Here is a 23,772-nt window from a genome sequence, read left to right on the forward strand (position 1 = left end):
TGCCCGTCGGCGCAAACTCAAGGATCTCTTTATGTACCGGGTAGTTACCCCCCAAACCCCAGCCGAGCTGGATGCCTACTACCAGTTACGCTGGGAACTCCTGCGCAAGCCCTTCAATCTGCCCGTGGGCTCCGAGCGTGACGAATACGATACCGTCGCCATCCATCGGCTGATGCTGGCCGAAGATGGCACCCCCATCGCCGTCGGCCGCCTCTTCATCGGGGGTGACGAGGCCCAGATACGCTTTATGGCGCTGCGCCCGGAGTTTCGCGGTCAGGGGCTGGGGGCCCGCATGGTGGAGGATCTCGAACAGCTGGCCCGTGACGAGAAGGTGAAACGGCTGGTGATGAACGCACGCCAGGAGGCGGTGGAGTTCTATCGCAGGTGCGGCTTTCTCGAGGTGGGTGAGGGGCCCGTCTCCTTCGGCCGCATTCCCCATCGTCAGATGATCAAATCCATCAGTCCGCTGCAGACCATACAGTATCGCCCCGAGTGGTGTCAGGATCTCACCACCCGCTGGTCGAGGGGGATCCCCATCAGCGAGAAGATGGGGGTGCACATCACCCACTACGATGGCCAGACCTTCCACCTCAAGGCCAACCTGGCGGCCAACCTCAACGTCCACGACACCATGTTCGCCGGCAGCATTTACAGCCAGTGCGTGCTGGCGGGCTGGGGCCTCATCTGGCTGCAGCTCAAGGAGGCCGGTCTGGGCGGGGATACTGTGCTGGCGGAGGGCAACATCAAATACTACAGACCGGTGAGCGAGGAGCCTGAGGCCAGGGTCGCCCGGGAGGGGATGCCCGCCGTGCTGGCGCCGCTAAAGAACGGGGAGTCCGCCAAGTTCAGCCTGCGGGTGCAGCTGTTCAGCGGCCGCAAGCTGGCGGTTGAGTTTGTCGGCCAGTACGTGGTGCTGCCCATCAAGCGGGCGGGGCACTGAACCCGTCGCCCGACATCCGTTAGCAACAAGGCCTCATGATGAGGCCTTGTTCGTCATTGCGCCGCGGTGGCGGGCGTCTGCGGTCGCCGGAGCGGGCCGCTTCGCCCCTGGGCCGGGTAGCGTACGCCAGTCTCCCAGTCGCAAGTGGCTTCCCCGCTCGGGAAGCGCCATTCAAGGGCCGGGCTCTCAAGGGGGCCTCGCCAGCGCGCCAGCAGCTCGGCACAGCGCCGCTTGTTCAGCACGCCGAGATCCAGCTGCCACTGGTCGCTGGCGAGATCGACCCCGCCCTGCAACCCGAGCAGGTGGGTGATGGTGGAGGCCCCGCCCTGCTCGATCTGCAGCTTGCCCTGCTCAGCCCTGGCCTTCAGCTTGATGTGGTAGAAGGGGGTATCCCCCTGCTGCATCGCCTGCCACAGGGTCTCGGGGGTCAGGGTGGGCGGAGCCGCCTCCTTGAACCAGTTATCCAGCAGGGGGTCTATCCCGACCTTGTCCCAGAAAGGATCCCTGGCCTCCAGGCTCAGGCTGCCCTGCAAGGTGCGGCGCCAGTTGCCGGGGGCCTGCTCCGGCTGCGTGGCCAGATCGGCCTGCAGATCCGTCTCCAGATCCACCTTGCCCGCCAGCGAGACGGGGGCATGGAGCAGTTCGCCCCATTTCTCCAGATCCAGCTGCTTGCCCCGCAGTTGCAGGCGGCTCTCCTGCCCGGGCACCTTGCCCCATTGACCGCTGAGGCTGAGGGAGCCCTCATCCGGCAGTTCGCTGCTGAGCCTGTTGAGCTGCCAGGCGCTCGGGGTCAGCTCCCCGTCCAGCACGCCGTTGCGGGCACTCAGGCCATCCCACACCAGCTCGAACCACTTGCTCTCGATGCGGGTACGACCGAGCAGCGGGCCAGGCTGGTTGTTCCTCAGGCTGAGATCGCTCAGATAGAGCTGCCAACCGGTCAGGGAGAGGGGCAGGGTGTCGTCGAAGGAGAGCACCTTGAGCCTGTCGAAGGCCAGCTTGCGCACATCGATCTGCTGCGGGCGCCAGCCCTGCCACTCCTGCCACCACCCTTCCGGCAGGCTGATGTCCATGCCGCTCAGGGCCATGTCCTTGAGGGTCAGTTTTTGCAGTTGGGTGTCGAGGGCAAGCTCGACATTGAACTCCCCTTCGTATGCCTTGCCCTGCAGCTCGGCCTCGATCTGCCGGGGGGAGAAGGCGAGCTTGCCCTCGATGGCTTCCAGCTGGAACAGGCCGCGGCCGAGATCTGACAGGGTACCGGAGAGATAGCCGCTTGGCTGGCTGCCCGCCTGCCAGTCGAAGGCGGTGAGCTGACCGCTGAAGTTGTTGAGGGAGAGCTCCTGCTCTATGGCATTGACGCTGACCCGATCGAGCTGGCCCCGATCCAGGGTGATGCGGCGCAGTGGGAATTCACCCTGTTCGAAGTCGCCGAGCTCGACGCGCATGCCACGGGCCTTCAAGGCGTGCAGTTGCAGGCTGCGATCCGGCCAGTTCAGTACCATGCCGGTCGCAAGCCCGCCGTCGAACAGCTTGGTGGTCAGCTGGTCCGTGCTCAGCACCTGCCCCTCCAGCCGTCCCTTCAGGTTGAGGCTGGCCAGGGTGAGTTGCGGCGTCTCCAACTGGTTGATGCCCAGGGTCAGGTTGGCCTGGGGCTGACGTTTCGGATCGATCAGCTCCCAGTCGCTCAGGGTGGCACTCAGACCGCGCAGGGTCAGGGCCTCGCTCTGCAGGCTCAGGTTGTCTATGGTGCTGTCGCTGATGGTGAGGGAGTGCACCGGCAGGGTCGGCAGCTGGTTCGGCAGCGGCAGTTTGATGACGGGGCGGATGAGATCCAGGTGGGCGATGCGCACGTTCCGGTTCAGCCAGTCGATGTTGTCTATCTCCAGATAGATCTTCTCCAGCTGCACCGCATCCCCGTATTGCACCTGCTCCGCCAGCAGGGTGTAGGGGTGAAGCGGATTGAACACCAGCCGCCCTATGGTGACAGGCACCCCGGTCTGCTGGCTGATCCAGCTGGCGATGGGGCCCTTGGCCCGTTCGGCGTCGAACAGGCCGAGGCCGACCCAGACGAACAGCAGCAGGAAGGCAAACAGATAGAGCAGGGCGCGTAGCCAGGAATTCATGGATGCTTTCCTCCTGTTTTGGGGGTTGTTGTCAGGCGTTTGAGTAGTGATCCCGCAGGCCGAGCCAGCGGCGGATCAAGGGCTCGACGTGGTTCGGGTGCCTATTCATCAGGAAATCGGACCATCTTCTGCACATCCCTGGGTCAGGCATTGGAATAGTGATCCCGCAGGCCGAGCCAGCGCCGTATCAAGGGTTCGACATGGTTCGGGTGCTTGTCCATCAGGAAGCGTGCCATCTTCTGCACCTGGGGAATGAGCGGCTGGTCGCGCACCAGATCGGCGATCTTGAGATCCGCCAACCCGGTCTGGCGGGTGCCGAGCAGTTCCCCCGGGCCGCGCAACTCGAGATCCCGCTGGGCGATCAGGAAGCCGTCGTTGGTCTCTCGCAGCACCCCGAGCCGGCTCTGGGCCGTCTTGGAGAGGGGGGCATGGTAGAGCAGCACGCAGTGGGAGGCCACCGAGCCCCGGCCGACCCGGCCGCGCAGCTGGTGCAACTGGGCCAGCCCCAGCCGCTCCGGGTTCTCGATGATCATCAGGCTGGCATTGGGGACGTCCACCCCCACCTCGATGACGGTGGTGGCAACCAGCAGTTGCAAGATGCCCGCCTTGAACTCTTCCATTACCCGTTGCTTCTCGACCGGGCGCATCCGGCCATGGACCAGGCCTATGTGCAGGCCGGGCAGCCGGGCTTGCAGCTCGGCTGCCGTGTCTTCGGCGGCCTGGCACTCCAGCACCTCGGACTCCTCGATCAGGGTGCAGACCCAGTAGGCCTGCTTGCCCTCCTCGCAGGCGAGTTTGACCCGCTCGATCACATCCTGACGGCGGCTGTCCGGCAGGGCGACAGTGGTGATGGGGGTACGGCCGGGCGGCAGCTCGTCGATGACCGAGGTGTCGAGATCCGCATAGGCGGTCATTGCCAGGGTGCGGGGAATGGGGGTGGCGGTCATGATGAGCTGATGGGGATGCACCCCCTCCCGCTCCCCTTTTTCGCGCAGGGCGAGGCGCTGGTGCACCCCGAACCTGTGTTGTTCGTCGATGATCACCAGGGCCAGGCGCTGGAACACCACCTGCTCCTGGAAGATGGCGTGGGTGCCCACCACCATCTTGACGCTGCCATCGGCGATGGCGGCCAGCGCCTCCTCCCGCGCCTTGCCCTTCTGCTTGCCCGCCAGCCAGCCCACCTTGATACCGAGGGGTTCCAGCCAGTTGGCGAAGTTGACGGCGTGCTGTTCGGCCAGCAGTTCGGTCGGCGCCATCAGCCCCACCTGGCAGCCGTTGCCTATGGCTTGCAGCGCCGCCAAGGCCGCGACCAGCGTCTTGCCGGAGCCCACATCCCCCTGCACCAGCCGCATCATGGGGTGGCTGCGTTGCAGATCCCGGCTTATCTCGGCCACCACCCGGTTCTGGGCGCCGGTGGGGGTAAAGGGCAGGGCGCTTAGCAGCTTTTCCACCAGAGCCGGTGCAGGCTTGAGGGTGCGGGCGAGCTGGGTCTGCGCCTGGGCGCGCACCTTGAGGACGGAGAGGTTGTGGGCCAGCAGCTCTTCCAGCACCAGTCGCTGCTGGGCTGGGTGCTGGCCGCTCTCCAGCAGGGCAAGCGCCACCGAGGGGGGCGGACGGTGCAGCAGCTTCAGGGCGGCGGCGAGGTCGATCTGCTGGGGGTAGAGGCCGGCGGGCAGCAGCTCCTCCACGCCATAGAGATCGAGCTGCGCCAGCGCCTGATCCGTGAGGCTGCGCAGGCTGAGCTGGCGCAAGCCTTCGGTGGTCGGGTAGACGGGAGTGAGCGCCTCTTCGGTCTGACCGGCCTGCTCCTCGCCGAGCAGCTTGTACTCGGGGTGGGCCATCTCCAGCCCGTATTTGCCGGGACGGGCCTCGCCGAAGCAGCGGATCAACCGGCCCTGGGCGAGGCTGTTCTTCTGGGCGGCGGTGAAATTGAAGAAACGCAGGGTCAGGCTGCCGGTGCCGTCGCTGATGCGGCACACCAGCATGCGGCGGCGCCCCATGACCAGCTGGGTGTCCTGGATTTCGCCCTCGACGGCGCCGTGCAGTCCGGGGGGCAGATCGCCGATGGGCCACACCTGGGTGCGGTCCTCGTAGCGCAGGGGGAGGTGGAACAGCAGATCCTGTACCGTGGCCAGCCCCAGCCGCTCGAGCTTCTCCAGCATCTTGCTGCCGACGCCCTTGAGGCTATCGAGAGGAATTTTATCCAATTTCATCAATTAGATGCCCGAAAACACTGTAAATATGTCCAGATGATAGGGGTTGTTGCGTCTTCGATGCAAGCCGCGTTGCTGCGAGCCGTCGTGGTTTTGAGATCTGTTCCCTCTCCCTCTGGGTGAGGGCAGGGTAGGGCAGGGGGAGGGGGATTTCTGGTTATGTCGCCATGCTCAGGAGAGAGGGCCTGCTCTTCACCCCTCATCCCCGGCCCTTCTCCCGCGAGGGGAGAAGGGGGAAGGAACCCGCATCATCAGGGGTATTGCGCCAGTAGAGGAGGCCGACGGCCCGTTAGATGATTCGCTTGAGCAGGATATGGGCCCTGACCCTGTGGATCCGGGCAAGCAGCTTGCGCACCTGCTCGGGGTAATCCTTGATCTGCTCGATCTGATCGAAGTGGCTGATGCGACGGGTGTGGGCCAGGATGCAGTCGCGCTCCTCCTGGAAGCGCTCGCGCAGGTGGTGGTGGCGGTCATGGACCAGCAGGCCGTTCTCCAGATCCAGTGCCCAGGCGCGGGGATTGAGGTTGTTGCCGGTGAGCAGGGCCCACTCCTGGTCCACGAAGATCCCCTTGAGGTGATAGGAGTTCTTGTCGCAGCACCAGAGCATCAGGTTGAGACGGCCGCTGTCGATGTGGTGCTGGTTGCGCTCGGCAAACTTGCGCAGGTTGGTCTCGTAGAGATAGGGCAGGCCACCTATGGTGGAAAATTTCTCCTCCGGCGGGATAAAGAAGTCGTTGGCTGTCTTGTCGCCCACCACTATGGTCACCTTGCAGCCGCGCTTGAGCAGGGCTTCCACGTCCTTGTTCAACTCCTTGGGGGGGTTGAAGTAAGGGGTGCAGATGAAGATCTCCCGCTCGGTGGCCCGTACCAGGTTGCGGATCATCCGGTTGAGCTGGTTGCCGCGTTTGCCCAGGCCCACCATGGGGGTGATGGCGATCTCCTGGCTGTTGGCCGGTATGCTCTCGAATCTGTACTGGCTGGTGCGCAGGTTGTGCTTGAAGCGGCGGATCTGCCCCTTGAGCTGCTTGGCGCCCGGAATGCCTGGGCGATCCAGCCGCTGCACGGCCTCGCTCTTGAGGAAGACGTCATCCACGTAGTTGACCATGCTGCGGGTCAGGGCCTGGCTGTGGATCTGGTGATAGCGATCGAAGCGGTAGCGCTCCTGCTGGTGCAGGTAGATGTCGTTGAGGCTGGCACCCGAGTAGAGCAGGATGTCGTCGAAGATGAAGCCCTTGAGGTGCAGGACGCCGAGCAGCTCGCGGCCCTTGACCGGCACGCCGTAGATCTCGATCTGGTGTTCATGGCGGGCGGCCATGGCCTGATACATCAGGTGGTTGCCACCCTGTTTGCCCTTGCCGATCAGGCCGCGCTGGGCGCGGTGGAAGTCGACGAAGACCTTGATGTCGAGGGCGGGGTTGCGCTGCTTGGCGGCGTAGAGGGCACAGAGGATTTCCCGTCCCGCCTCGTCATCTTGCAGGTAGAGGGCGATCAGATAGATACGCTGGGTCGCGTTGGCGATGAGCGAGAGGATACGGCTCTTGAAATCTTTGGCGCTGTTGAGTACCTGGAACTGATCTGCGGCAACCGCGATCTGGGGTAAACGTGCCAGCAACTGTCGATAATGTGCCGATGAATGCATAGAGAAGCCTGAAATCACGGGATGAAGCGTTCCACTCGGGGCGATGAATAGGCAATTCTAGCAACCTGTGGCGGTGGGCCCAAGCAAGAATCCGTAAAAATGTCGATGGCACGCCATATCGGGGCCGCCGGACGGGGCCCCGATATAGGGGAGTTAGAAGACGATGCTTGCCATGGCAACGATGAGGAAGGCGATGGTACCGAGCAGTGTCTCCATCACTGTCCAGGTCTTGAGGGTGGTCTTCTCGTCCATGTTGAGGAAGCGGCTGACCAGCCAGAAACCGGAGTCGTTGAAGTGGGAGAGCACGGTTGCCCCACCGGCGATGGCGATGACGATAAAGGTCAGGTCCAGATCGCTCAGCCCGGCCGTGGCCGCGACCGTCGGCGCCATCAGGGCGGCCGTGGTGGTCAGGGCTACCGTGGCCGAGCCCTGGGCCACCCGCAGCGCGGTGGAGACCAGGAAGGCGGCCAGGATCACCGGCATGCCAGTGTCGGACAGCACGTCGGCCAGGGCTGTGCCGATGCCGCTGGCACGCAGCACGCCGCCGAACATGCCACCGGCACCCGTCACCAGGATGACGGCGCAGACCGGGGCCAGGGCGTCGTTGCAGAACTTCTCGAGCTGCACCTTGCCCTGGGTCTGGCGGAACAGCCAGAGGGCATAGAGCACAGTGATGAGCAGGGCCACCGGGGTCTTGCCAACCATGCGCAGCACGTTGACCCAGTCCGCCCCCTTGTCGATCACCCCCATGACGCCCAGGGTATTGAGGCCGGTATCCATGAAGATGAGCACCAGTGGCAGCAGCAGGATGGAGAGCACCTGGCCGAAGCTCGGCGCCTTGTCGGAGAGTCGCTCTGCGGTCTCGGTGAAGCTCGGGGGCAGGGGCAGCTCAAACTTCTTGCCGGACCAGAGCCCGAACAGATAGGCACCCAGATACCAGGTCGGCAGCGCGACCAGCAGACCCACGACGGTGAGCAGCCCTATGTTGGCACCCAGCAGTTCGCTGGCGGCCACCGGGCCCGGGTGGGGTGGTAGGAAGGCGTGCATCACCGCGAAGGCACCGGCGGAGGGCAGGGCATATTTGAGGACTGAGCCGCCGAACTGCTTGGCCACGCTGAAGATGATGGGCAGCATGACGATGAGGCCGGCATCGAAGAAGATAGGGAAGCCGAATAGCAGGGAGGCGATCCCCAGCGCGAAGGGGGCGCGGTGGGAGCCGAAGCGGTTGATCAGGGTGTCGGCAAGCACCTTGGCGCCCCCCGTCATCTCCAGGATCCTGCCTATCATGGCCCCCAGGCCAACCAGCAGCGCGACCGAGGCCAGGGTGCCGCCGAAACCGGTCAGCATGGTGGGGATCACCTGGTCATAGGTGACCCCGGTGGCCAGGGCCGTCAGCATGCTGACCAGGGTCAATGCCACGAAGGCATGTACCTTGAATCGCATGATCAGCACCAGCAGCATGACGATAGCGCCAGCGGCTACCGAGAGCAGGTAGGCGACATCGGGTGTGTTCATCGCTCCGTCCATAAAATGTCCTCAAATGGTTCTAGTAGTTGTTCTGCACATTTCTGTGCTCCACTTCACATTGCGCAACGTTACCGGTAACATGTTACCGGTAACGTGCTAACTTAGAACCCATCAGGTAAACGTTTTTTGAAAAGTGAGAGAGAGGTCAAATAATGGCGGGCAAGAGCATTATCGTGATGGGTGTGTGTGGCAGTGGCAAGTCCAGCATAGGCCTCAAGGTGGCCAGCGCCCTGGGCGCCAAGTTCATCGACGGTGATGATCTGCACCCCCGCGCCAACATCCAGAAGATGGCGGGCGGCAACCCTCTCAACGACGAAGACAGGGCGCCCTGGCTGGAGCGGATCCGCGATGCGGCCTACAGCCTGGAGCAGAAGAACGAGCTGGGCGTCATCGTCTGCTCGGCCCTCAAGAAGCAGTACCGCGACCAGATCCGCGAGGGCAACGAGTCGGTGCACTTCCTGTTTCTGGACGGAAGCCAGTCCCTCATTCTCGACCGGATGCGGGCACGCAAGGGCCACTTCATGCGGGAAGGCATGGTAAAGAGTCAGTTCGAGACCCTGGAGCGGCCGGATGGCGAGGCCGGTGTGTTTCGCGTCGACATAGATGGCACCTTCGAGCAGGTGGTTGACCGCGCCGTCACCGCCCTGGCACAGGTGCAATGAGCCATTTCGCGATCCCGGCCCCTGTCGATCGCGCCCGTATTTCCGTGTTGGAGACAATCCTATGACCCATCCCGTGATCACCGAAGTGACCCGCCGCATCCGCGAGCGCAGTGTCGCCCGCCGCCAGGCCTTCCTGGCCCGCATCCAGCGCCAGACCGAGCAGGGCAAGACCCGCGCCTCCCTCTCCTGTGGCAACCTGGCCCACGCCGTGGCCGCCTCCAGCTGTGACGACAAGGGGCGCATCCTCGACATGACCCGCGCCAACGTGGCCATAGTCACCGCCTACAACGACATGCTGAGCGCCCATCAGCCCTATCAGGGCTATCCGGACATCATCAAGGGCGCGCTGGCCGAGCTGGGCCACAGCGCCCAGGTCGCCGGCGGCGTGCCCGCCATGTGCGACGGCGTGACCCAGGGCCAGCCGGGGATGGACATGTCCCTCTTCTCCCGGGATCTCATCGCCCAGGCCACCGCGGTTTCCCTCTCCCACAACACCTTCGACGCCACCCTGCTGCTCGGCATCTGTGACAAGATAGCCCCGGGCCAGATCATGGGGGCCCTCTCCCATGCTCACCTGCCCACCGCCTTCGTGCCCGCCGGCCCCATGGCGAGCGGCATAGGCAACGACGAGAAGGTGAAGGTGCGCCAGCAGTACGCCGCCGGTGAAGTTGGGCGCGATGCCCTGCTGAAGATGGAGTGCGGCGCCTACCATTCGGCCGGCACTTGCACCTTCTATGGCACCGCCAATACCAACCAGCTGGTGTTCGAGGCCATGGGCCTGATGCTGCCGGGCTCCGCCTTCGTGCACCCCCACAGCGAGTTGCGCCAGGCCCTCACCGAAGAGGCTGCCCGCCGCATCAGCGCCATGATCCCGGGCTCCCCGGCCTACCGCCCCTTGAGCCAGGTGCTGGACGAGCGCGCCCTGGTCAACGGCCTGGTGGCCCTGCTCGCCTCCGGTGGCAGCACCAACCACAGCATCCACATGGTGGCGCTGGCTCGCGCCGCCGGCCTGGAGCTGACCTGGGACGACTTGAGCGATCTCTCCGACGTGGTGCCGCTCTTGGTGCGCATGTACCCGAACGGCCCGGCGGACGTGAACGCCTTCGAGCAGGCGGGCGCCGTGCCCGGCCTGATGCGCCGTCTGGCGGAGGCGGACCTGATCCACCTGGATGCCACCCCGGTGTTTGGCGAGATGCAGGATTACCTCAGCCGTCCCGCGCTGGTGGATGGCAAGCTGGTGTGGCAGCCGGTGGGGGAGAGCACGGATCCGAGCGTGCTCTCCGTCGCTGGCAGCGTGTTCCAGGCCACCGGCGGCACCAAGCTGCTCAGTGGCAACCTGGGCCGCGCCGTGGTCAAGGTCTCGGCGGTTGCCCCCGAATACAGGGTGATTGAAGCGCCGGCCCGGGTCTTCTCCTCCCAGCATGCGGTGGAGGCGGCCTACAAGGCCGGCGAGCTCAATCAGGACGCCGTCATCGTCGTGCGCCACAATGGCCCTGCCGCCAACGGCATGCCGGAGCTGCACAAGCTGATGCCTGTGCTCGGCAACCTGCAGAAGGCCGGCCACAAGGTGGCCCTGGTCACCGACGGTCGCCTCTCCGGTGCCTCCGGCAAGATCCCGGCCGCCATCCACGTCACCCCGGAAGCGCTGCACGGCGGGGCCATAGGCCTGTTACAGGATGGCGATCTGCTGCGGGTGGATGCCGACAGCGGCCGCCTCGACTGCCTGACCGATTTGAGCGGCCGCACCCAGGCCGAGATCGATCTCACCCTGGAACAAGAGGGGTGGGGCCGTGAACTGTTCAGCGTGATGCGTCGCGCGGTATCGAGCGCCGAGTGCGGCGCCACTATTTTTGACTAAGAGCCTTTGACTGAGGAAGAGCTATGCAGAACTGGAAAGTGACCCCTGCCGAGGTGTTTGCCGCCTCTCCGCTGGTGCCCGTGATGGTCATCAACGACCTGGAGCAGGCCCTGCCGATGGCCAAGGCGCTGCTGGATGGCGGCATCTCGGTGTTCGAGATCACCCTGCGCACCCCGGTGGCCCTCGACGCCATCGCCCTGATCGCCAAGGCGATGCCGGATGCCATGGTCGGTGCCGGTACTGTGCTCAACTGCGCACAGTTTGACGCCGCCGTGGCCGCCGGTGCCCGCTTCGTCATCTCCCCGGGGATGACCCCGGCCCTGCTGGCCCACGCGGCCAGGAGCACGGCACCGCTGATCCCGGGGGTGGCTACCCCGTCCGAGGTGATGCAGGCGCTGGAAGCGGGCTACGACCACCTGAAATTCTTCCCGGCCGAGGCGAACGGCGGCACCAAGGCACTTTCTGCCATTGCCGCGCCCCTGCCCCAGGTGAAATTCTGCCCCACCGGCGGCATAGGCCCGAAAAACGTGGCCGACTACCTGGCGCTCAAATGCGTGGCCACGGTCGGCGGCTCCTGGATGCTGCCCGCCGATGCGGTCAAGAGCGGCAACTGGGAGGAGGTGACCCGCCTCTCCCGCGAAGCGGTTGAAATGGTTAAACGCTAAGCGCCCATCGTTTAGATAAATTGAACAGGCCACCCAAGGGTGGCCTGTTGTTTTTCCGGCTCCGGGAGGCCGGAAAGCCATTTACATGGCGCCGCCGGCTGTCTTAAGGTCGGGGTCGGTTCCTCACGCTGCCGCCCCTTATGAGCTTTCTTCATCACTCCTACCCGCTGGGGCACCTCACCGCCCTGCACAGCCACTCCCAGGCCCAATACTGCTATCTGCACCAGGGCGGCGGCGTCATCACAGGTCACGATGGGGGCGGCTTGCTGGTGGCCGGCCAGCTCTGCCTGATCCCCGCCGGCTGGGCCCACGAGTTTCGCGTGTTGCGCCACTCCCGGCTCTCGCTGCTCTACAGCCCGCAACCGGCATGCACCACTTTCAGCCAGCTGCAGGTGAGCCCCATGCTGGCGGGTCTCTTCGCCCGCCTGCCTGAGCTGGGGGAGGGAGAGACGCGGGACGCCTATCTGAGGGTGCTACGCCACGAGCTGGGACTCGCCGCTCCGCTGGCGGGGCAGCTCCCCCTGGCAGCGGATCTGGATCCGCGCCTGCTGCGGGTGCTGGAGAAGCTGTGCCAGGATCCCTCCGTCAAGATGACGCTGGAGGCGCTGGCCCGTGACTGCGGCGCCTCGGTGCGCACCCTCAATCGCCTCTTTGCCCGGCAGCTGGGGTGCAGTTTCCGCCGGTGGCGGGAGCGGGTGCTGATGGGGCGGGCCCGTCAGTTGCAACACCAGGGGATGGCGCCTTCCCAGATTGCCGGGATCCTCGGCTATGAGGATCCCGAGGCCTTCTCGGCTGCCCTGGCGCGGGTGCAGGGCCAGGGCTCAGCGCCTTGAGCCTATGTCTGCGTCCTCCTTGCCCCCCGCCAGCAGGCAGGTGACCTCCTCGGTGTGACAGAGCCGGCCATCGCGAAAGGTGAAGAGGCCGCTCACCTTGCAGGCCAGGGTACCGCCATCCTGGCGGGTGGCTCGAACCAGATGGGTGGAATGTACCCGCTGCCCCAGCTCCAGGGTGGCGACAAACTCGATGGCGGCCTCGGCCAGATGGCCTCTCAAGGCGGCGATATGCTGGCGAAAGGCGGCGTAGTCGAGGGTCTCGCCATTCACCTGCTGGCAATAGTCGGGGCTGAACCAGGTGTCGAGCTCGGCCAGGGTGAAGCCGGGATCGCAGATGACGCGCTGCAGGCAGGTCTTCAATCTTTCGGTGTTGTTCATCTTCTGCTCCTGAATGTGGGACAAGCTGCGCCAGCATAAGTCAGTGAGCAGGGAGGGATCCCGGGAGGACGCGCCATCATGGCGGCCACAGGCGCCAAGGTGGCGCCGGGTGGGTGTGAAGGGGCGGGATCAGCCCAGGCTCTCCCCCTCATAGAGGGAGAAGCCCATGTCCTTGCGGTGCTCGGCTTGGGGTTGCCCATTGAGCCTGGCCAGCAGCATGGCGGCCGCCTCGCGACCTATGGCCTCGCGGGGTGTGCTGATGCTGGCCAGCTTGGGGGTCATGGCGTGGCCTATGTCGAGGGCGTTGCAGCCGGCGATGGCGATCTGCTGGGGCACGGGTATCCACTTGGCCTGGCACTGCAGCAGGGCGCCGACAGCAACGTCGTCGTTGGTGCAGAACAGGCCGTCGAGATCGGGGTAGCGGGCCATGGCCTGCTCCAGCAGCTGGCCACCCAGGGTGAAGCTGGAGGCCTGTTCGGTCAGCAGGTGCTGGCCATCCAGGCCGAAGTCCGCCATCGCCTGGTAGTAGCCCTCCATCCGCAGCTGGGTACGCACGTCGAGGCGCGCCCCCAGGTAGACCACCTTGCGCCGTCCCCGGCGCAGCATCTCTGTTACCATGGCGCGGGCGGCGGCACGGTGATCCATGCCGACCACCATGTCGATGGGGGAGAGCGGCAGATCCATGGTCTCCACCACGGGAATGCCGGCGGTGGCGATCATCTTGCGGGTGCGCTCCGTGTGCTGGGTGTCCGAGAGGATGAGGCCATCCACGTTGTAGGAGAGCAGGGAGGCAACCTGCTCCTCCTCCCGCTCCGGGCTGTAGCCATAGTGGGCGAGCAGGGTCTGGTAGCCGGCGGGCCTGGTCACCGCCTCTATGCCGTGGATCACCGCCGAGAAGACCTGGTTGGAGAGAGAGGGGATCAGTATGCCGATCGCCTTGCTGGTGGCGTTGGAGAGCATGTCAGGCGCCCGGTTCGGGATGTAGCCGAGCTCCTCCACCGCCGCGGCGATCCGCTCACGGGTGCCTTCGGCCACGGCGGACGGGTCACGCAGGTAGCGGCTGACGGTCATCTTGGTGACCCCGGTCAGGTCGGCGATGTCCTGCAGTGTGGGGCGGCGCTTGCGGGTGTCGTTCATCTCGGGATCCGGCAAAGAATGTTACAGGTAACATTACCGTTTTTGCGCAACAAAGTCAGCATATGACGCCATCACAGGAGAGGCTGGGGATGATCAAGGGCAAGTGTTTCGAGGGGAAAAGGTTCGAGCAGCAGGAGGTGGAGGGGGAGCAGTTCTCGGAGTGCCGCTTTATCGACTGCAACTTCTCCTGGCTGGATCTGAGCGATAGCCGCTTCATCGACTGCAGCCTCTATGAGCGGGAACGCGAGCTCGGTTGCCAGTTGCAGGGCTGCGATTTGCGCGAAGCGAGCTTTCTGCGCTGCGATCTCACCCTGGCGGATCTCAGTCGCAGCCGGTGTCTGGGGTTGGAGATGCGCGACTGCCAGGCCATGGGCATCAACTTCGCCCACGCCAGCTTCGCCAACCAGATCACCGCCAAGAGCTACTTCTGCGAGGCCCATCTTACGGGAAACAATTTCAGCTACGCCAACTTCGACGGCTGCCTGCTGGAGAAGTGCGAGCTCGGCGGCAACCGCTGGCAGGGGGCCAGCCTGCTGGGGGCCTCCCTGGCGGGATCCGATCTCAGCGGCTCCGAGTTTGGCCAGATCGACTGGACCAGCTTCAACCTGCAGGGCTGCGATCTGCGCCAGTGCGATCTTCCCGGGCTGGATCTGCGCCGGGTCAACCTGGACGGGGTGCGGATAAACGAGGAGCAGCAGCAGACCCTGCTGGAGCAGATAGGCCTGATCGTCTTCCCCTGAGACGGGGAAAACGATGTAAGTTTTCACCAACCAGGACGGGCGGTGCGGCTCTTCCCCTGCAAAGCAAAAAGCCTGCGTGATGCAGGCTTTTTGTTTGAAGAGTGATAGGCGTTTGGCCCCGTCAGCAGGGGCTTAGCGTCTGGCCAGCTGTCGTGGGCCGGGTTGAGGGCCCCGCCAAAGTGGACTCAGCGTCTGGCCAGCCACTTGGTCGGGTTGATGGCCTCGCCCTGATAGCGGATCTCGAAGTAGAGGCCGGGTCTGTCCTGACCGCCGCTGTCGCCGACCAGGGCCACGGGTTCGCCCTGCTCCACGCTCTGACCCACCTGACGCAGCAGCGACTGGTTGTGACCGTAGAGGCTCATGTAGCCGCGGCCGTGGTCTATCACCAGCAGCATGCCGAAGCCGTCAAGCCAGTCCGCATAGACCACCTGACCAGGCGCCACCGCCTTGACCTGGGTCCCCTCGCTTGCGCCTATCAGGGTGCCCTTCCACTTCAGTTCGGCGGTGCGGGGCGAGCCGTAGGAGATGAGGATGGGGCCCTGTACCGGCCAGCGCAGGCTGCCGTTGGTGCTGAGGCCGTTGTAGCCGCCACTTGCCTTGGTGCTGCTGCTGCGCGCGGCGGCTTGTTGCTTCGCCACCCGGTTCTGCTGTTCGGTGACTCTCTGCTGCTCGGCGGCGAGCCGCTGCTGTTCGCCCGCCTTCTGCTGCTGGGCCGCGATCCGTTGCTGTTCGGCAATCCGCTTCTGCTCGGCGGCCAGGCGCTGGGCCTCCAGGCGGCGCTGGCGTTCCTGCTCGGCCTTGATCTTGGCGAGGCGCTCCCGCTCGGCCCGCTCGCGGCGTTCCTTCTCTTCCTGCTGGCGGCGGAGCTCTTCCAGTCGGGCCTTCAGGGCCTTCTCCGCCTTGACCAGCTTGGTGAGCTTCTGCTCGTCGTTTTGCACCGACTGCTGCAACTGGTTGCGCACCTTGGCACGGCTCTGCTGGCTGGCCAGCAGGCTCTGGTGATGCTCCTGCTGTTCACTCAGCAGGGTCTGCAGCCTGGTCTCGGTCTCTTTGGTGGCCAGCTGGTTTTTCGCCAGCTTGTTGCGGGTGGCGCGCAGGGCGTCTATGGCCTCGATGCGGGCCTTGTTGAGATAGTCGTAGTAATCGAGAGAGCGGCTCAGCTTGGCCGGATCCTGCTGGTTGAGCAGCAGTTTGAGGTAGTCGTGGTTGCCCGCCTGGAAGGCGCTTTCCGCCTGCTTGGCCAGCAACTGTTTCTGGTGTTTGGCTTGTTGTTCCAGCGCCAGCTTGTCCTGCTGCAGAGCTGCCAGCTTCTGCTGGTTCTGCTTCAGTTGCAGCCGGGTCTGATCCAGCTTGGCGGCGGCGGCCGAGATGGCCTGCTCGTCGGCCTTGAGCTGGGTGTTGAGCTTGGCAAGCTCCTGCTTGCTGAGCTTGAGGGTCTTCTGCTGTTCCTTGATCTCGGACTGCATGGCCCCCAGCTGCTGGTTGGCAGCCTGGGCCGTGTCGGCACCGCCGATCAGGCAAAAAAACAGCGCGCCGGCCAACAGGCCGACGCGACTGGTTTTCTGTGAAATAACTTCGCATCCCCGCATGGGGCAGGATTATTTCAGAATCATCAGGGGCTTGCCAGTCATTTCCGGCGGGACCGGCAGACCCATAAGAGTCAACATGGTCGGGGCCAGATCGGACAGTTTGCCCCCTTCCAGCACCTCGGCCTTGCGACCGAAATAGATGAGGGGAACCGGCAGATTGGTGTGGGCGGTGTGCGCCTGACCAGTCTCTTCGTCCAGCATCTTCTCGGCGTTGCCGTGGTCGGCGGTGATCAGGCATTCGCCACCCACGTCGGCCAGCGCCTCGGTGACGCGACCGATGCAGTGGTCAACGGCTTCGCAGGCCTTGACGGCCGCATCGAACACACCGGTGTGGCCAACCATGTCGCCGTTCGGGTAGTTGCAGATGATGACGTCGTACTTGCCGCTCTTGATGGCGCCGACCAGCTTGTCGGTCAGCTCTTCGGAGCTCATCTCCGGCTGCAGGTCATAGGTGGCCACTTTCGGGCTGGCGACGATCTCGCGGTCTTCGCCGGTGAAGCAGGACTCTTCGCCACCGTTGAAGAAGAAGGTGACGTGAGCGTACTTCTCGGTCTCGGAGATGCGCAGCTGGGTCTTGCCCTGCTTGGCCAGCCATTCACCCAGGGTGTTGACCAGGGCAGTGGGCGGGTAGGCGCAGGCGGTTTTGATGTCGGCCGCGTACTCGGTCAGCATCACGAAGTTCAGGGCCGGGGTGGCGGCACGGGCGAAGCCGGTGAAGTCGCTGTCGACGAAGGCGCGGGTGATCTCGCGGGCGCGGTCGGCACGGAAGTTCATGAAGATCAGCGCATCGCCATCTTCCATTGGCGCCGCTTCACCGATGCGGGTGGCCTTGACGAACTCGTCGTTCTCGTCGCGAGCATAGGCGGCAGCCAGGGCTTCGCTGGCGCTCTCGGCGGTGAACTCGCCCTTGCCCTGGGTCATCAGGTCATAGGCCTGCTGCACGCGATCCCAGCGGTTGTCACGGTCCATGGCGAAGTAGCGGCCGATCATGGAGGCGAAACGACCCTTGCCCAGGCGGGCGAACAGGGCGTCGAACAGCTCGATGGAGGACTGGGCGGAGCGCGGCGGCACGTCGCGGCCATCCAGGAAGGCGTGGAAGTAGATCTTCTCGGCGCCACGCTTGGCGGCCATCTCGATCATGCCCATGATGTGCTCTTCGTGGCTGTGTACGCCACCCGGGGACATCAGGCCCATGATGTGCACGGCCTTGCCCTTGCTCACGGCGGCGTCAACAGCCTTGCCCAGCTCGACGTTCTGGAAGAAGTCGCCGTCCTGGATGTCTTTGGAGATGCGGGTCAGCTCCTGATAGACGATGCGACCGGCGCCTATGTTGACGTGGCCCACTTCGGAGTTGCCCATCTGGCCGTCCGGCAGACCCACGTCCAGGCCGGAGCCGGAGATCAGGGTGCTGGTGTAGTCACGGGCGAGACGGTCCAGGTTCGGGGTCTTGGCGGCGGCAACGGCGTTGTGCTCTTGCTTGGTGCTGTAGCCCCAACCGTCCATGATGACCAGAACCAAAGGTTTCTTAGCTGTTGACATAAGACTATGTCCTCTCGGATAGGAATGAATTGCGGGAAGTGAAACTAGCGTAATATTACTACATCTGCCGAAATAGTCACCTGATAGCCAAGTCCTTCTCTAGCCTCGCTTTTTAACTGTTATCCCACTGTTTTCGGCATGTTGCCGGCTTGTCTTTGTGCACGTTCCTCCCCCTGGCACCTCTCTTCCGAGGCGGGTGGCGGCCCCCTCCCCAAGGCGGTCTGGGGGCGGGCAATCCCTGATGGGAGCTTGCTCTCGCTTTGCCGCCAAGATGGCTGATCTTATCAAGGGCCCCATGTATACTCGGGCCCTTGTCTTGGTCCCTGGATAGTAGAAGATGCAAGAGTATTTGGATTTTGCGGCCCGCAACCCGCTGCTGACCGCAGCCTGGTTGGGCCTGGCAGGCACCCTGGTGTATACCACTGTGCGTGCTCGTTTTTCTCCGGTGAAGGCGGTGAACAATCACGGCGCCACCCTGCTGATCAACCGTGAAAATGCCACTGTGGTGGACATTCGCAGTCAGGATGAGTTTGCCAAGGGTCATCTGGCCGGCGCCCATCACCTGCCCCTCACCCAGATCCAGGCGAACAATCTGGGGCCGGTTGAAAAGCATAAAGATGCCCCCATCATAGTGGTGTGCGAGTCGGGGATGACCGCTGGTGGCGCGGGTCGCCAACTGAGCAAAGCCGGTTTCAAGCAGGTATATGTGCTCAGCGGTGGCATGGCCCAATGGCGTGCAGATAATCTGCCGGTGACCAAAAAACGCTGATTTAAGGGCCTGCGCCCACTCATTATCTTAAAAAGGAATCAAACGAAATGGCTGACGAAATCAACAACCAGGAAGTGCAACCGGAATTCCACATCCAGCGTGTCTACACCAAGGATGTCTCCTTCGAAGCCCCCAATACTCCGCACATCTTCCAGAAAGAGTGGCAGCCGGACGTCAAGCTGGACATGGACACCAAGACCAATGTCTTGGCTGACGGCGTGTACGAGGTCGTGCTGACCCTGACCGTGACCTGCAAGCTGGAAACCGAGACCGCCTTCCTGTGTGAAGTACAGCAGGCCGGTATCTTCACCATCGGCAACCTGCCGGAGCCGCAGCTGGCACACTGCCTGGCCGCCTTCTGCCCGAACATCCTGTTCCCCTATGCCCGCGAAGCCGTGGCCAACCTGGTGAGCAAGGGTTCCTTCCCGCAGCTGAACCTGGCACCGGTCAACTTCGACGCCCTGTTTGCCCAGCACATGGCACAGGTTCAGGCCCAGCAGGCGACTGCGGAAGCCTGATAATGGCCGACCAGATCGCAATCTCGGTCTTGGGGGCGGGGTCTTATGGCTCCGCCCTTGCCATTTCTCTGGCGCGCAACGGCCATCCGACCCTGCTGTGGGGTCATGATCCCGCCCATGTCGCCGAGCTGGAACAGGATCGCTGCAACAAGGCATTTCTGCCTGATGCCCCTTTCCCCGCCGATCTGCAGCTGACTGCGGATCTGCAAGCTGCGGTGCAGGCTGCTCCCGTGTTGCTGCTGGTGGTGCCGAGCCATGTGTTCGGTCAGGTGCTGGCCCGGGTTAAACCCTTCCTGCGCCCCGATACCCGTATCGCCTGGGCCACCAAGGGGCTGGAGCCGGACAGCGGCCGCCTGCTGCAGGACGTGGCCCGTGACGTGCTGGGGGAGACTATCCCGCTGGCGGTGATCTCGGGTCCGACCTTCGCCCGCGAGCTGGCCGCCGGCCTGCCGACCGCCATCTCGGTGGCGTCGACCCACGACGACTTCGCCGACGATCTCTCGCAACTGCTGCACTGCGGCCGCTCGTTCCGGGTCTATACCAATCCGGATTTCATCGGTCTGCAGCTGGGCGGGGCGGTCAAGAACGTCATCGCCATCGGCGCCGGTCTCTCCGACGGGCTGGGTTTTGGTGCCAACGCCAGAACCGCGCTCATCACCCGGGGTCTGGTGGAGATGCAGCGCCTCGGTGCCGCGCTGGGGGCGGATGCCAAGACCTTCATGGGGATGGCGGGGCTCGGGGATCTGGTGCTCACCTGCACCGACAACCAGTCGCGCAACCGTCGCTTCGGTCTGGCCCTCGGGGCCGGCAAGTCGGTGGACACCGCCATGACCGAGATAGGTCAGGTGGTGGAAGGCTATCGCAACACCAAGGAGGTGCATCTGCTGGCGGCCCGTTGCGGCGTCGAGATGCCCATCTGCGAGCAGATCTTCAAGGTACTGTACGAAGGCAAGAACCCGAAAGAGGCGGCCATCGCCTTGCTGTCGCGAGACAAGAAGGACGAGTGATCTGCCCGCCGCAGAATGCAAAAGGCCCCGCCAGCTGGCGGGGCCTTTTCTTTGCCGCAGGGCAGCAAATCAATAGTAGGAGTGATCGCCACGCTGGTGCTCGGTTGCATCCTTCACGCCGTTGAGCTCACCCGGGAATTTCTCCAGCAGCTGCTTCTCGATCCCCTCTTTCAGGGTGTAATCCACCTGAGAACAGCCGTTGCAACCACCACCAAACTGCAAAATCGCCAGCTTGTCGTCGGTAATGTCAATCAAGGTCACCTTGCCACCGTGACCGGCCAGCATGGGGTTCACTTCAGACATCAGTACGTACTCGATGCGGTCGGCCAGGGGCGCATCGTCGGCCACCTTGCGCATCTTGGCGTTGGGCGCCTTGAGGGTGAGCTGGGAGCCCATCTGATCGGTGACGAAGTCGATGGTGGCATCGACCAGGTAAGGAGCGCTCAGGGGATCGACCAGGCAGTCGAAGCCGCTGAAGGGCAGGTGTTGATCTTCCGGATCGACCGCGTCGGGTGGGCAATAGGATACGCCGCACTCGGCATTCTGGGTTCCCGGATTGACCACAAACACCCGGATGTTGGTGCCATCAGGCTGCTTTTCCAGCAACTTGCGGAAGTGGGCCTGGGCGGTGTCGGAAATGCTGATCATCACTATCCTCATAAACCTGAGTGTACGACTAGGGTATTCATGATAACTCGCTTGGCGGGGCTTGGGTAGCGTGTCGATGGCTACCCGGTGTGACCCTGAGCGCAACAAGCGCATGACAAGGCGCCAGACCGCTTTTTCTTCCTCTCCATGCCGTCCCGGCTATTTGATGTGCCTCTGTGTGCGGCAAAGCGCCCACACTTCCACCGTCTCAACGCCACTTTTATGGAGTAAACGGCTGAGCTGACCTGCGGTGGCTCCCGTGGTGACCACGTCGTCGAGCAGGGCCACGTGACGGTAATGGTGGGGCGCTATCTGGAAGGCGCCGCGCAGGTTCCGCCGCCGCTGGCCGGCACTGAGCCGGGTTTGCTGCGCAGTGGCCCTGATCCTGCGCAGCAGCCGGGTGTCGCAGGGGATGCCTGTGAGCTCGCCGAGGGCGGTTCCTATCTCCTCTGCCTGATTGAAGCCGCGCCACCACTGGCGCCACCAGTGCAGGGGGACGGGGATGATGGCCTCGGGAGGATCGTCTCCCTCCAGATGGTCGGCCAGCAGGCGAGCGAGCAGCGGCGCCAGCAGGATCTGGCCGGAGTATTTCAGCCGGGGTATGAGCAGGGAGTAGGGGAGCTGATAGTCGCCTATCACCTGCAGCCGCTCCCAGGGCGGCGGCCTGCGCTGGCAGCGTCCGCACAGCGGCTCGTTTCCTTCGTGGTGCTCTGGCAAGGGGGTCGCGCACAGCCTGCATTTGCGGCAAGGCTGGTGCAGGGAGTGCTGACACCAGCTGCACAACAGAGGCTGGTCATCACAGGGCTGGCGACAGAGCAGGCAGAGGCCGAGCCAGTCGGACCGGCTGCCGAGGATCGGACTTGCTTTGGCGAGCAGCCGCTTTAACATGCAGGCTCCAAGTAGATGAACAGGGATCTTGAGTCTAGATGAGCGTATCGGTTGAGCGGTTTGGCCAGGGTCAGGACCTGGTGTTGTTGCATGGCTGGGGCATGAATGGTGCTGTCTGGCACGGTATTGCCCAGCAGTTGGCGGCCCACTATCGGTTGCACCTGGTGGACCTGCCCGGGTTTGGCAACAGCCCTCTGGCCGAGGGGAGTGAGTACACCCTGCCCTGGCTGGCGGAGCAGGTCGCCACCGTCCTGCCGGAAAAATGCCATCTGCTCGGCTGGTCCCTCGGCGGCCTGGTGGCGAGCCAGCTGGCCCTGACCCGGCCCGAGCGCCTCCACTCCCTCATCACGGTCGCCAGCTCCCCCTGCTTCATGGCCCGGGATGAGTGGCCGGGGATAGCCCCCAAGGTACTGACCGGCTTCAACCAGATGCTGGCGGGGGACTTCATGCAGACCATAGAGCGCTTCCTGGCGATCCAGGCCATGGGCAGCGAGCATGCCAGAAACGACATTCGCCAGTTGCGCCACTGGCTGGCGGAGCGTCCGGCTCCCCGGCTTGCCGCGCTGGATGCAGGTCTCGGCCTGCTGGCCGATGTGGATCTGCGGGATGCGCTGGTCGGCCTGGATCTGCCCTGGCTGCGCATCTATGGCCGGCTGGATTCCCTGGTGCCCAAGGCGGCCATACCGCTGCTGGACGAGCGCTACCCCGCTAGCCGCAGCCTGGTGCTGGAGAAGGCCTCCCACGCCCCCTTTATCTCCCACCCGGCCCAGTTCATCGACATGGTGCGGCAGTTTGTCGGCTGAAAAGTGAGCGGAAGGCTTCAATAATTCCGCAAGCTGGTGAATAATCAGCCAACCATGAAAGGAGTGAGCCGATGCGTATCGATTCTGCCATGACCACGGGCGTACAGGGATTCCAGCGGGCCGAGCAACTGGCCGGTCAGGCATCCGGCCAGCTCGCCCGCCTCAACACCCCGGCGGGTGACCAGGTACAGGTGACGGATGAACTGGTCAATCTCAAGGTGGCCGAGCTGCATGCCGGCGCCTCCGCCAAGGTGATCCAGACCGCCAGCGACATGCTGGGCACCCTGATAGACATCAAGGTGTGAGATGAACGTCAACGTCAGCCTGCCGCCCATCATTCCGAATCAACTGCAGCCGCAGGCTGATATGGGCGGGGATCTTGACCGACATCAGGGTGTGAGATGAATATCAACGTCAGTCTGCCGTCCTTTATCCCCAATCAGCTGCAACCGCAGACTGAATCGGCGCAGACTGACAACCGCCGTGCTGAGCTGGTTCCCCCCAGCCGCCAGAGCGAGGCCTCCAACGCCGAGTCCGGCGTCGCCTCCCAGAAAGACAAGTCCAGAGCCGCCCAGGCCAATTCCAATCCGCCTGCCGCTTCGACCCGGGATAACGCGCAGGCCAGCCCGACGACCCCGTCCCATCGCTTCGTCGAGGCCACGGGGGAGGAGAGCCAGCGCCGGCAGCAGCAGGATCCCGAGCAGCAGGAGCAACAGCGGCAGCAACGCCAGCTGGCCGCGCTGGTTGAGCGGGATCTCGAGGTGCGCAAGCACGAGCAGGCGCACCAGATGGCAGGCGGCGAGCATGCGGGCAGCCCCAGCTACCAGTTTTCCCGGGGGCCGGATGGCAAGCGTTACGCCACCGGGGGCGAGGTGGCCATCGATATCGGTGTCGTTCATGGCGATCCTGCTGCCACCCTCGCCAAGATGCAGCAGGTGCGTGCCGCCGCCCTGGCACCGGCAGAACCCTCGTCGCAGGATCTGAGCGTGGCCCGCGCCGCCACCGTCAAAGAGGCCCAGGCTCGCAAGGAGTTGATGGAGGTCAAGGGCGCGGCAATCGGGCCGCTCGGCGCCTATATGGACAGGCGCAATCAAGTGATAGCCCAGCACTACCAGCAGGCGGTCAGGCCCGCTCCTCGCCAGAGCTTCAGCCAGGATATCTGAGAGGCTGGTTCCGGCGGATTCAAAGGGCGCTGTCCAAATTACGTGTTGGAAGACTACTCTTGAAGTAGGTCATCACCCTGAGGGCCTCCATCATGGATACCCAAGCCTTTCAACATCTACTCTCTCTCTTCCCACA

General features: G+C 64.1%; 22 protein-coding genes. 12 read left to right on the forward strand and 10 right to left on the reverse strand.

The features are described 5' to 3' along the window. Nucleotides 1-31: 31 nt before the first annotated feature. Nucleotides 32-940: a bifunctional GNAT family N-acetyltransferase/hotdog fold thioesterase gene (locus ACB030_RS15710; RefSeq protein WP_025325359.1), complete on the forward strand. Its 909-nt coding sequence runs from the start codon at nt 32-34 to the stop codon at nt 938-940. Between the two features lie 53 nt (nt 941-993). On the opposite strand, the gene ACB030_RS15715 is transcribed toward ACB030_RS15710, so the two are convergent. From ACB030_RS15715 to ACB030_RS15730, 4 genes are all read right to left on the reverse strand, one after another. Continuing rightward, the gene (locus ACB030_RS15715) at nt 994-3,060 is read right to left on the reverse strand and encodes an AsmA-like C-terminal region-containing protein (RefSeq protein WP_371161050.1); all 2,067 of its coding nucleotides are present in this window, start codon (nt 3,058-3,060) and stop codon (nt 994-996) included. Between the two features lie 143 nt (nt 3,061-3,203). Continuing rightward, entirely contained in the window at nt 3,204-5,273 is a 2,070-nt protein-coding gene (gene recG / locus ACB030_RS15720) for an ATP-dependent DNA helicase RecG (protein WP_371161052.1), read from the reverse strand. Nucleotides 5,274-5,562: 289 nt separating this feature from the next. Then, the gene (gene pssA, locus ACB030_RS15725; protein ID WP_371161054.1) at nt 5,563-6,912 is read right to left on the reverse strand and encodes a CDP-diacylglycerol--serine O-phosphatidyltransferase; all 1,350 of its coding nucleotides are present in this window, start codon (nt 6,910-6,912) and stop codon (nt 5,563-5,565) included. 153 nt (nt 6,913-7,065) lie between these two features. Then, a complete protein-coding gene (locus ACB030_RS15730; RefSeq protein WP_371161056.1) occupies nt 7,066-8,427 on the reverse strand; it encodes a GntP family permease in 1,362 nt (453 codons plus the stop codon). Nucleotides 8,428-8,591: 164 nt separating this feature from the next. On the opposite strand from ACB030_RS15730, the gene ACB030_RS15735 reads away from it, so the two are divergent. The 4 genes from ACB030_RS15735 (at nt 8,592) to ACB030_RS15750 (ending at nt 12,457) form a co-directional block, all read left to right on the forward strand. Continuing rightward, complete coding sequence (locus tag ACB030_RS15735) at nt 8,592-9,101, forward strand: gluconokinase (RefSeq protein ID WP_025325364.1); 510 nt, start codon at nt 8,592-8,594, stop codon at nt 9,099-9,101. Between the two features lie 61 nt (nt 9,102-9,162). Further along, the gene (edd, locus tag ACB030_RS15740) at nt 9,163-10,959 is read left to right on the forward strand and encodes a phosphogluconate dehydratase (RefSeq protein ID WP_371161059.1); all 1,797 of its coding nucleotides are present in this window, start codon (nt 9,163-9,165) and stop codon (nt 10,957-10,959) included. 23 nt (nt 10,960-10,982) lie between these two features. Next, nucleotides 10,983-11,624, forward strand: coding sequence for a bifunctional 4-hydroxy-2-oxoglutarate aldolase/2-dehydro-3-deoxy-phosphogluconate aldolase (locus ACB030_RS15745; RefSeq protein WP_106885248.1), 642 nt, complete (start codon nt 10,983-10,985; stop codon nt 11,622-11,624). Nucleotides 11,625-11,764: 140 nt separating this feature from the next. After that, complete coding sequence (locus ACB030_RS15750; protein WP_371161061.1) at nt 11,765-12,457, forward strand: helix-turn-helix domain-containing protein; 693 nt, start codon at nt 11,765-11,767, stop codon at nt 12,455-12,457. Here the strand turns inward: ACB030_RS15750 and ACB030_RS15755 are convergent. Together ACB030_RS15755 and ACB030_RS15760 are read right to left on the reverse strand one after the other, a co-directional pair. Beyond that, nucleotides 12,446-12,835 (reverse strand): nuclear transport factor 2 family protein, encoded by a 390-nt coding sequence (locus ACB030_RS15755; protein WP_371161063.1) that lies wholly within the window; start codon nt 12,833-12,835, stop codon nt 12,446-12,448. The two genes, ACB030_RS15750 and ACB030_RS15755, sit on opposite strands and share 12 nt — an antisense overlap. 129 nt (nt 12,836-12,964) lie before the next feature. Beyond that, the gene (locus ACB030_RS15760; RefSeq protein WP_025325369.1) at nt 12,965-13,972 is read right to left on the reverse strand and encodes a substrate-binding domain-containing protein; all 1,008 of its coding nucleotides are present in this window, start codon (nt 13,970-13,972) and stop codon (nt 12,965-12,967) included. Between the two features lie 89 nt (nt 13,973-14,061). Between ACB030_RS15760 and ACB030_RS15765 the strand changes: the two genes are divergently transcribed. Beyond that, the gene (locus ACB030_RS15765) at nt 14,062-14,712 is read left to right on the forward strand and encodes a Qnr family pentapeptide repeat protein (RefSeq protein ID WP_371161065.1); all 651 of its coding nucleotides are present in this window, start codon (nt 14,062-14,064) and stop codon (nt 14,710-14,712) included. A gap of 185 nt (nt 14,713-14,897) precedes the next feature. Here the strand turns inward: ACB030_RS15765 and ACB030_RS15770 are convergent, their stop codons facing one another. Together ACB030_RS15770 and gpmM are read right to left on the reverse strand one after the other, a co-directional pair. Then, nucleotides 14,898-16,301 carry a peptidoglycan DD-metalloendopeptidase family protein gene (locus tag ACB030_RS15770; RefSeq protein ID WP_371161067.1) on the reverse strand — a complete coding sequence of 468 codons (1,404 nt, stop codon included), beginning with the start codon at nt 16,299-16,301 and terminating at the stop codon, nt 14,898-14,900. A gap of 9 nt (nt 16,302-16,310) precedes the next feature. Next, nucleotides 16,311-17,840: a 2,3-bisphosphoglycerate-independent phosphoglycerate mutase gene (gene gpmM / locus ACB030_RS15775; protein ID WP_371161069.1), complete on the reverse strand. Its 1,530-nt coding sequence runs from the start codon at nt 17,838-17,840 to the stop codon at nt 16,311-16,313. Nucleotides 17,841-18,177: 337 nt separating this feature from the next. On the opposite strand from gpmM, the gene ACB030_RS15780 reads away from it, so the two are divergent. Genes ACB030_RS15780 through gpsA form a run of 3 tightly spaced genes read left to right on the forward strand, consistent with a single transcriptional unit; the run spans nt 18,178 to nt 20,134 of the window. Then, the gene (locus ACB030_RS15780; protein ID WP_025325373.1) at nt 18,178-18,609 is read left to right on the forward strand and encodes a rhodanese-like domain-containing protein; all 432 of its coding nucleotides are present in this window, start codon (nt 18,178-18,180) and stop codon (nt 18,607-18,609) included. A 47-nt stretch (nt 18,610-18,656) separates the two neighbouring features. After that, nucleotides 18,657-19,127: a protein-export chaperone SecB gene (gene secB, locus ACB030_RS15785; protein ID WP_005328525.1), complete on the forward strand. Its 471-nt coding sequence runs from the start codon at nt 18,657-18,659 to the stop codon at nt 19,125-19,127. A 2-nt stretch (nt 19,128-19,129) separates the two neighbouring features. Beyond that, the gene (gene gpsA / locus ACB030_RS15790; RefSeq protein ID WP_205642701.1) at nt 19,130-20,134 is read left to right on the forward strand and encodes an NAD(P)H-dependent glycerol-3-phosphate dehydrogenase; all 1,005 of its coding nucleotides are present in this window, start codon (nt 19,130-19,132) and stop codon (nt 20,132-20,134) included. 69 nt (nt 20,135-20,203) lie between these two features. Here gpsA and nfuA read toward each other — a convergent pair whose 3' ends face one another. After that, entirely contained in the window at nt 20,204-20,782 is a 579-nt protein-coding gene (nfuA, locus tag ACB030_RS15795; protein WP_033129997.1) for a Fe-S biogenesis protein NfuA, read from the reverse strand. 159 nt (nt 20,783-20,941) lie between these two features. Further along, the gene (locus ACB030_RS15800) at nt 20,942-21,670 is read right to left on the reverse strand and encodes a ComF family protein (RefSeq protein WP_371161073.1); all 729 of its coding nucleotides are present in this window, start codon (nt 21,668-21,670) and stop codon (nt 20,942-20,944) included. Between the two features lie 38 nt (nt 21,671-21,708). Between ACB030_RS15800 and bioH the strand changes: the two genes are divergently transcribed. From bioH to ACB030_RS15815, 3 genes are all read left to right on the forward strand, one after another. Beyond that, a complete protein-coding gene (gene bioH, locus ACB030_RS15805) occupies nt 21,709-22,473 on the forward strand; it encodes a pimeloyl-ACP methyl ester esterase BioH (RefSeq protein WP_371161075.1) in 765 nt (254 codons plus the stop codon). A gap of 71 nt (nt 22,474-22,544) precedes the next feature. Next, the gene (locus ACB030_RS15810) at nt 22,545-22,778 is read left to right on the forward strand and encodes a flagellar hook protein FlgE (protein ID WP_025325378.1); all 234 of its coding nucleotides are present in this window, start codon (nt 22,545-22,547) and stop codon (nt 22,776-22,778) included. A gap of 96 nt (nt 22,779-22,874) precedes the next feature. Next, a complete protein-coding gene (locus tag ACB030_RS15815) occupies nt 22,875-23,636 on the forward strand; it encodes a putative metalloprotease CJM1_0395 family protein (protein WP_371161076.1) in 762 nt (253 codons plus the stop codon). Nucleotides 23,637-23,772 lie beyond the last annotated feature (136 nt).

Origin of the sequence: Aeromonas sp. S16(2024), from assembly GCF_041403065.1 — a bacterium.
Classification (GTDB): domain Bacteria; phylum Pseudomonadota; class Gammaproteobacteria; order Enterobacterales; family Aeromonadaceae; genus Aeromonas.

Bases quoted from the DNA above. Each gene is read 5' to 3' on its own strand.
- ACB030_RS15710 (WP_025325359.1), top strand. From the start codon at position 32: ATGTACCGGGTAGTTACCCCCCAAACCCCAGCCGAGCTGGATGCCTAC.
- ACB030_RS15715 (WP_371161050.1), bottom strand. From the start codon at position 3,060: ATGAATTCCTGGCTACGCGCCCTGCTCTATCTGTTTGCCTTCCTGCTG.
- recG (WP_371161052.1), bottom strand. From the start codon at position 5,273: ATGAAATTGGATAAAATTCCTCTCGATAGCCTCAAGGGCGTCGGCAGC.
- pssA (WP_371161054.1), bottom strand. From the start codon at position 6,912: ATGCATTCATCGGCACATTATCGACAGTTGCTGGCACGTTTACCCCAG.
- ACB030_RS15730 (WP_371161056.1), bottom strand. From the start codon at position 8,427: ATGAACACACCCGATGTCGCCTACCTGCTCTCGGTAGCCGCTGGCGCT.
- ACB030_RS15735 (WP_025325364.1), top strand. From the start codon at position 8,592: ATGGCGGGCAAGAGCATTATCGTGATGGGTGTGTGTGGCAGTGGCAAG.
- edd (WP_371161059.1), top strand. From the start codon at position 9,163: ATGACCCATCCCGTGATCACCGAAGTGACCCGCCGCATCCGCGAGCGC.
- ACB030_RS15745 (WP_106885248.1), top strand. From the start codon at position 10,983: ATGCAGAACTGGAAAGTGACCCCTGCCGAGGTGTTTGCCGCCTCTCCG.
- ACB030_RS15750 (WP_371161061.1), top strand. From the start codon at position 11,765: ATGAGCTTTCTTCATCACTCCTACCCGCTGGGGCACCTCACCGCCCTG.
- ACB030_RS15755 (WP_371161063.1), bottom strand. From the start codon at position 12,835: ATGAACAACACCGAAAGATTGAAGACCTGCCTGCAGCGCGTCATCTGC.
- ACB030_RS15760 (WP_025325369.1), bottom strand. From the start codon at position 13,972: ATGAACGACACCCGCAAGCGCCGCCCCACACTGCAGGACATCGCCGAC.
- ACB030_RS15765 (WP_371161065.1), top strand. From the start codon at position 14,062: ATGATCAAGGGCAAGTGTTTCGAGGGGAAAAGGTTCGAGCAGCAGGAG.
- ACB030_RS15770 (WP_371161067.1), bottom strand. From the start codon at position 16,301: ATGCGGGGATGCGAAGTTATTTCACAGAAAACCAGTCGCGTCGGCCTG.
- gpmM (WP_371161069.1), bottom strand. From the start codon at position 17,840: ATGTCAACAGCTAAGAAACCTTTGGTTCTGGTCATCATGGACGGTTGG.
- ACB030_RS15780 (WP_025325373.1), top strand. From the start codon at position 18,178: ATGCAAGAGTATTTGGATTTTGCGGCCCGCAACCCGCTGCTGACCGCA.
- secB (WP_005328525.1), top strand. From the start codon at position 18,657: ATGGCTGACGAAATCAACAACCAGGAAGTGCAACCGGAATTCCACATC.
- gpsA (WP_205642701.1), top strand. From the start codon at position 19,130: ATGGCCGACCAGATCGCAATCTCGGTCTTGGGGGCGGGGTCTTATGGC.
- nfuA (WP_033129997.1), bottom strand. From the start codon at position 20,782: ATGATCAGCATTTCCGACACCGCCCAGGCCCACTTCCGCAAGTTGCTG.
- ACB030_RS15800 (WP_371161073.1), bottom strand. From the start codon at position 21,670: ATGTTAAAGCGGCTGCTCGCCAAAGCAAGTCCGATCCTCGGCAGCCGG.
- bioH (WP_371161075.1), top strand. From the start codon at position 21,709: ATGAGCGTATCGGTTGAGCGGTTTGGCCAGGGTCAGGACCTGGTGTTG.
- ACB030_RS15810 (WP_025325378.1), top strand. From the start codon at position 22,545: ATGCGTATCGATTCTGCCATGACCACGGGCGTACAGGGATTCCAGCGG.
- ACB030_RS15815 (WP_371161076.1), top strand. From the start codon at position 22,875: ATGAATATCAACGTCAGTCTGCCGTCCTTTATCCCCAATCAGCTGCAA.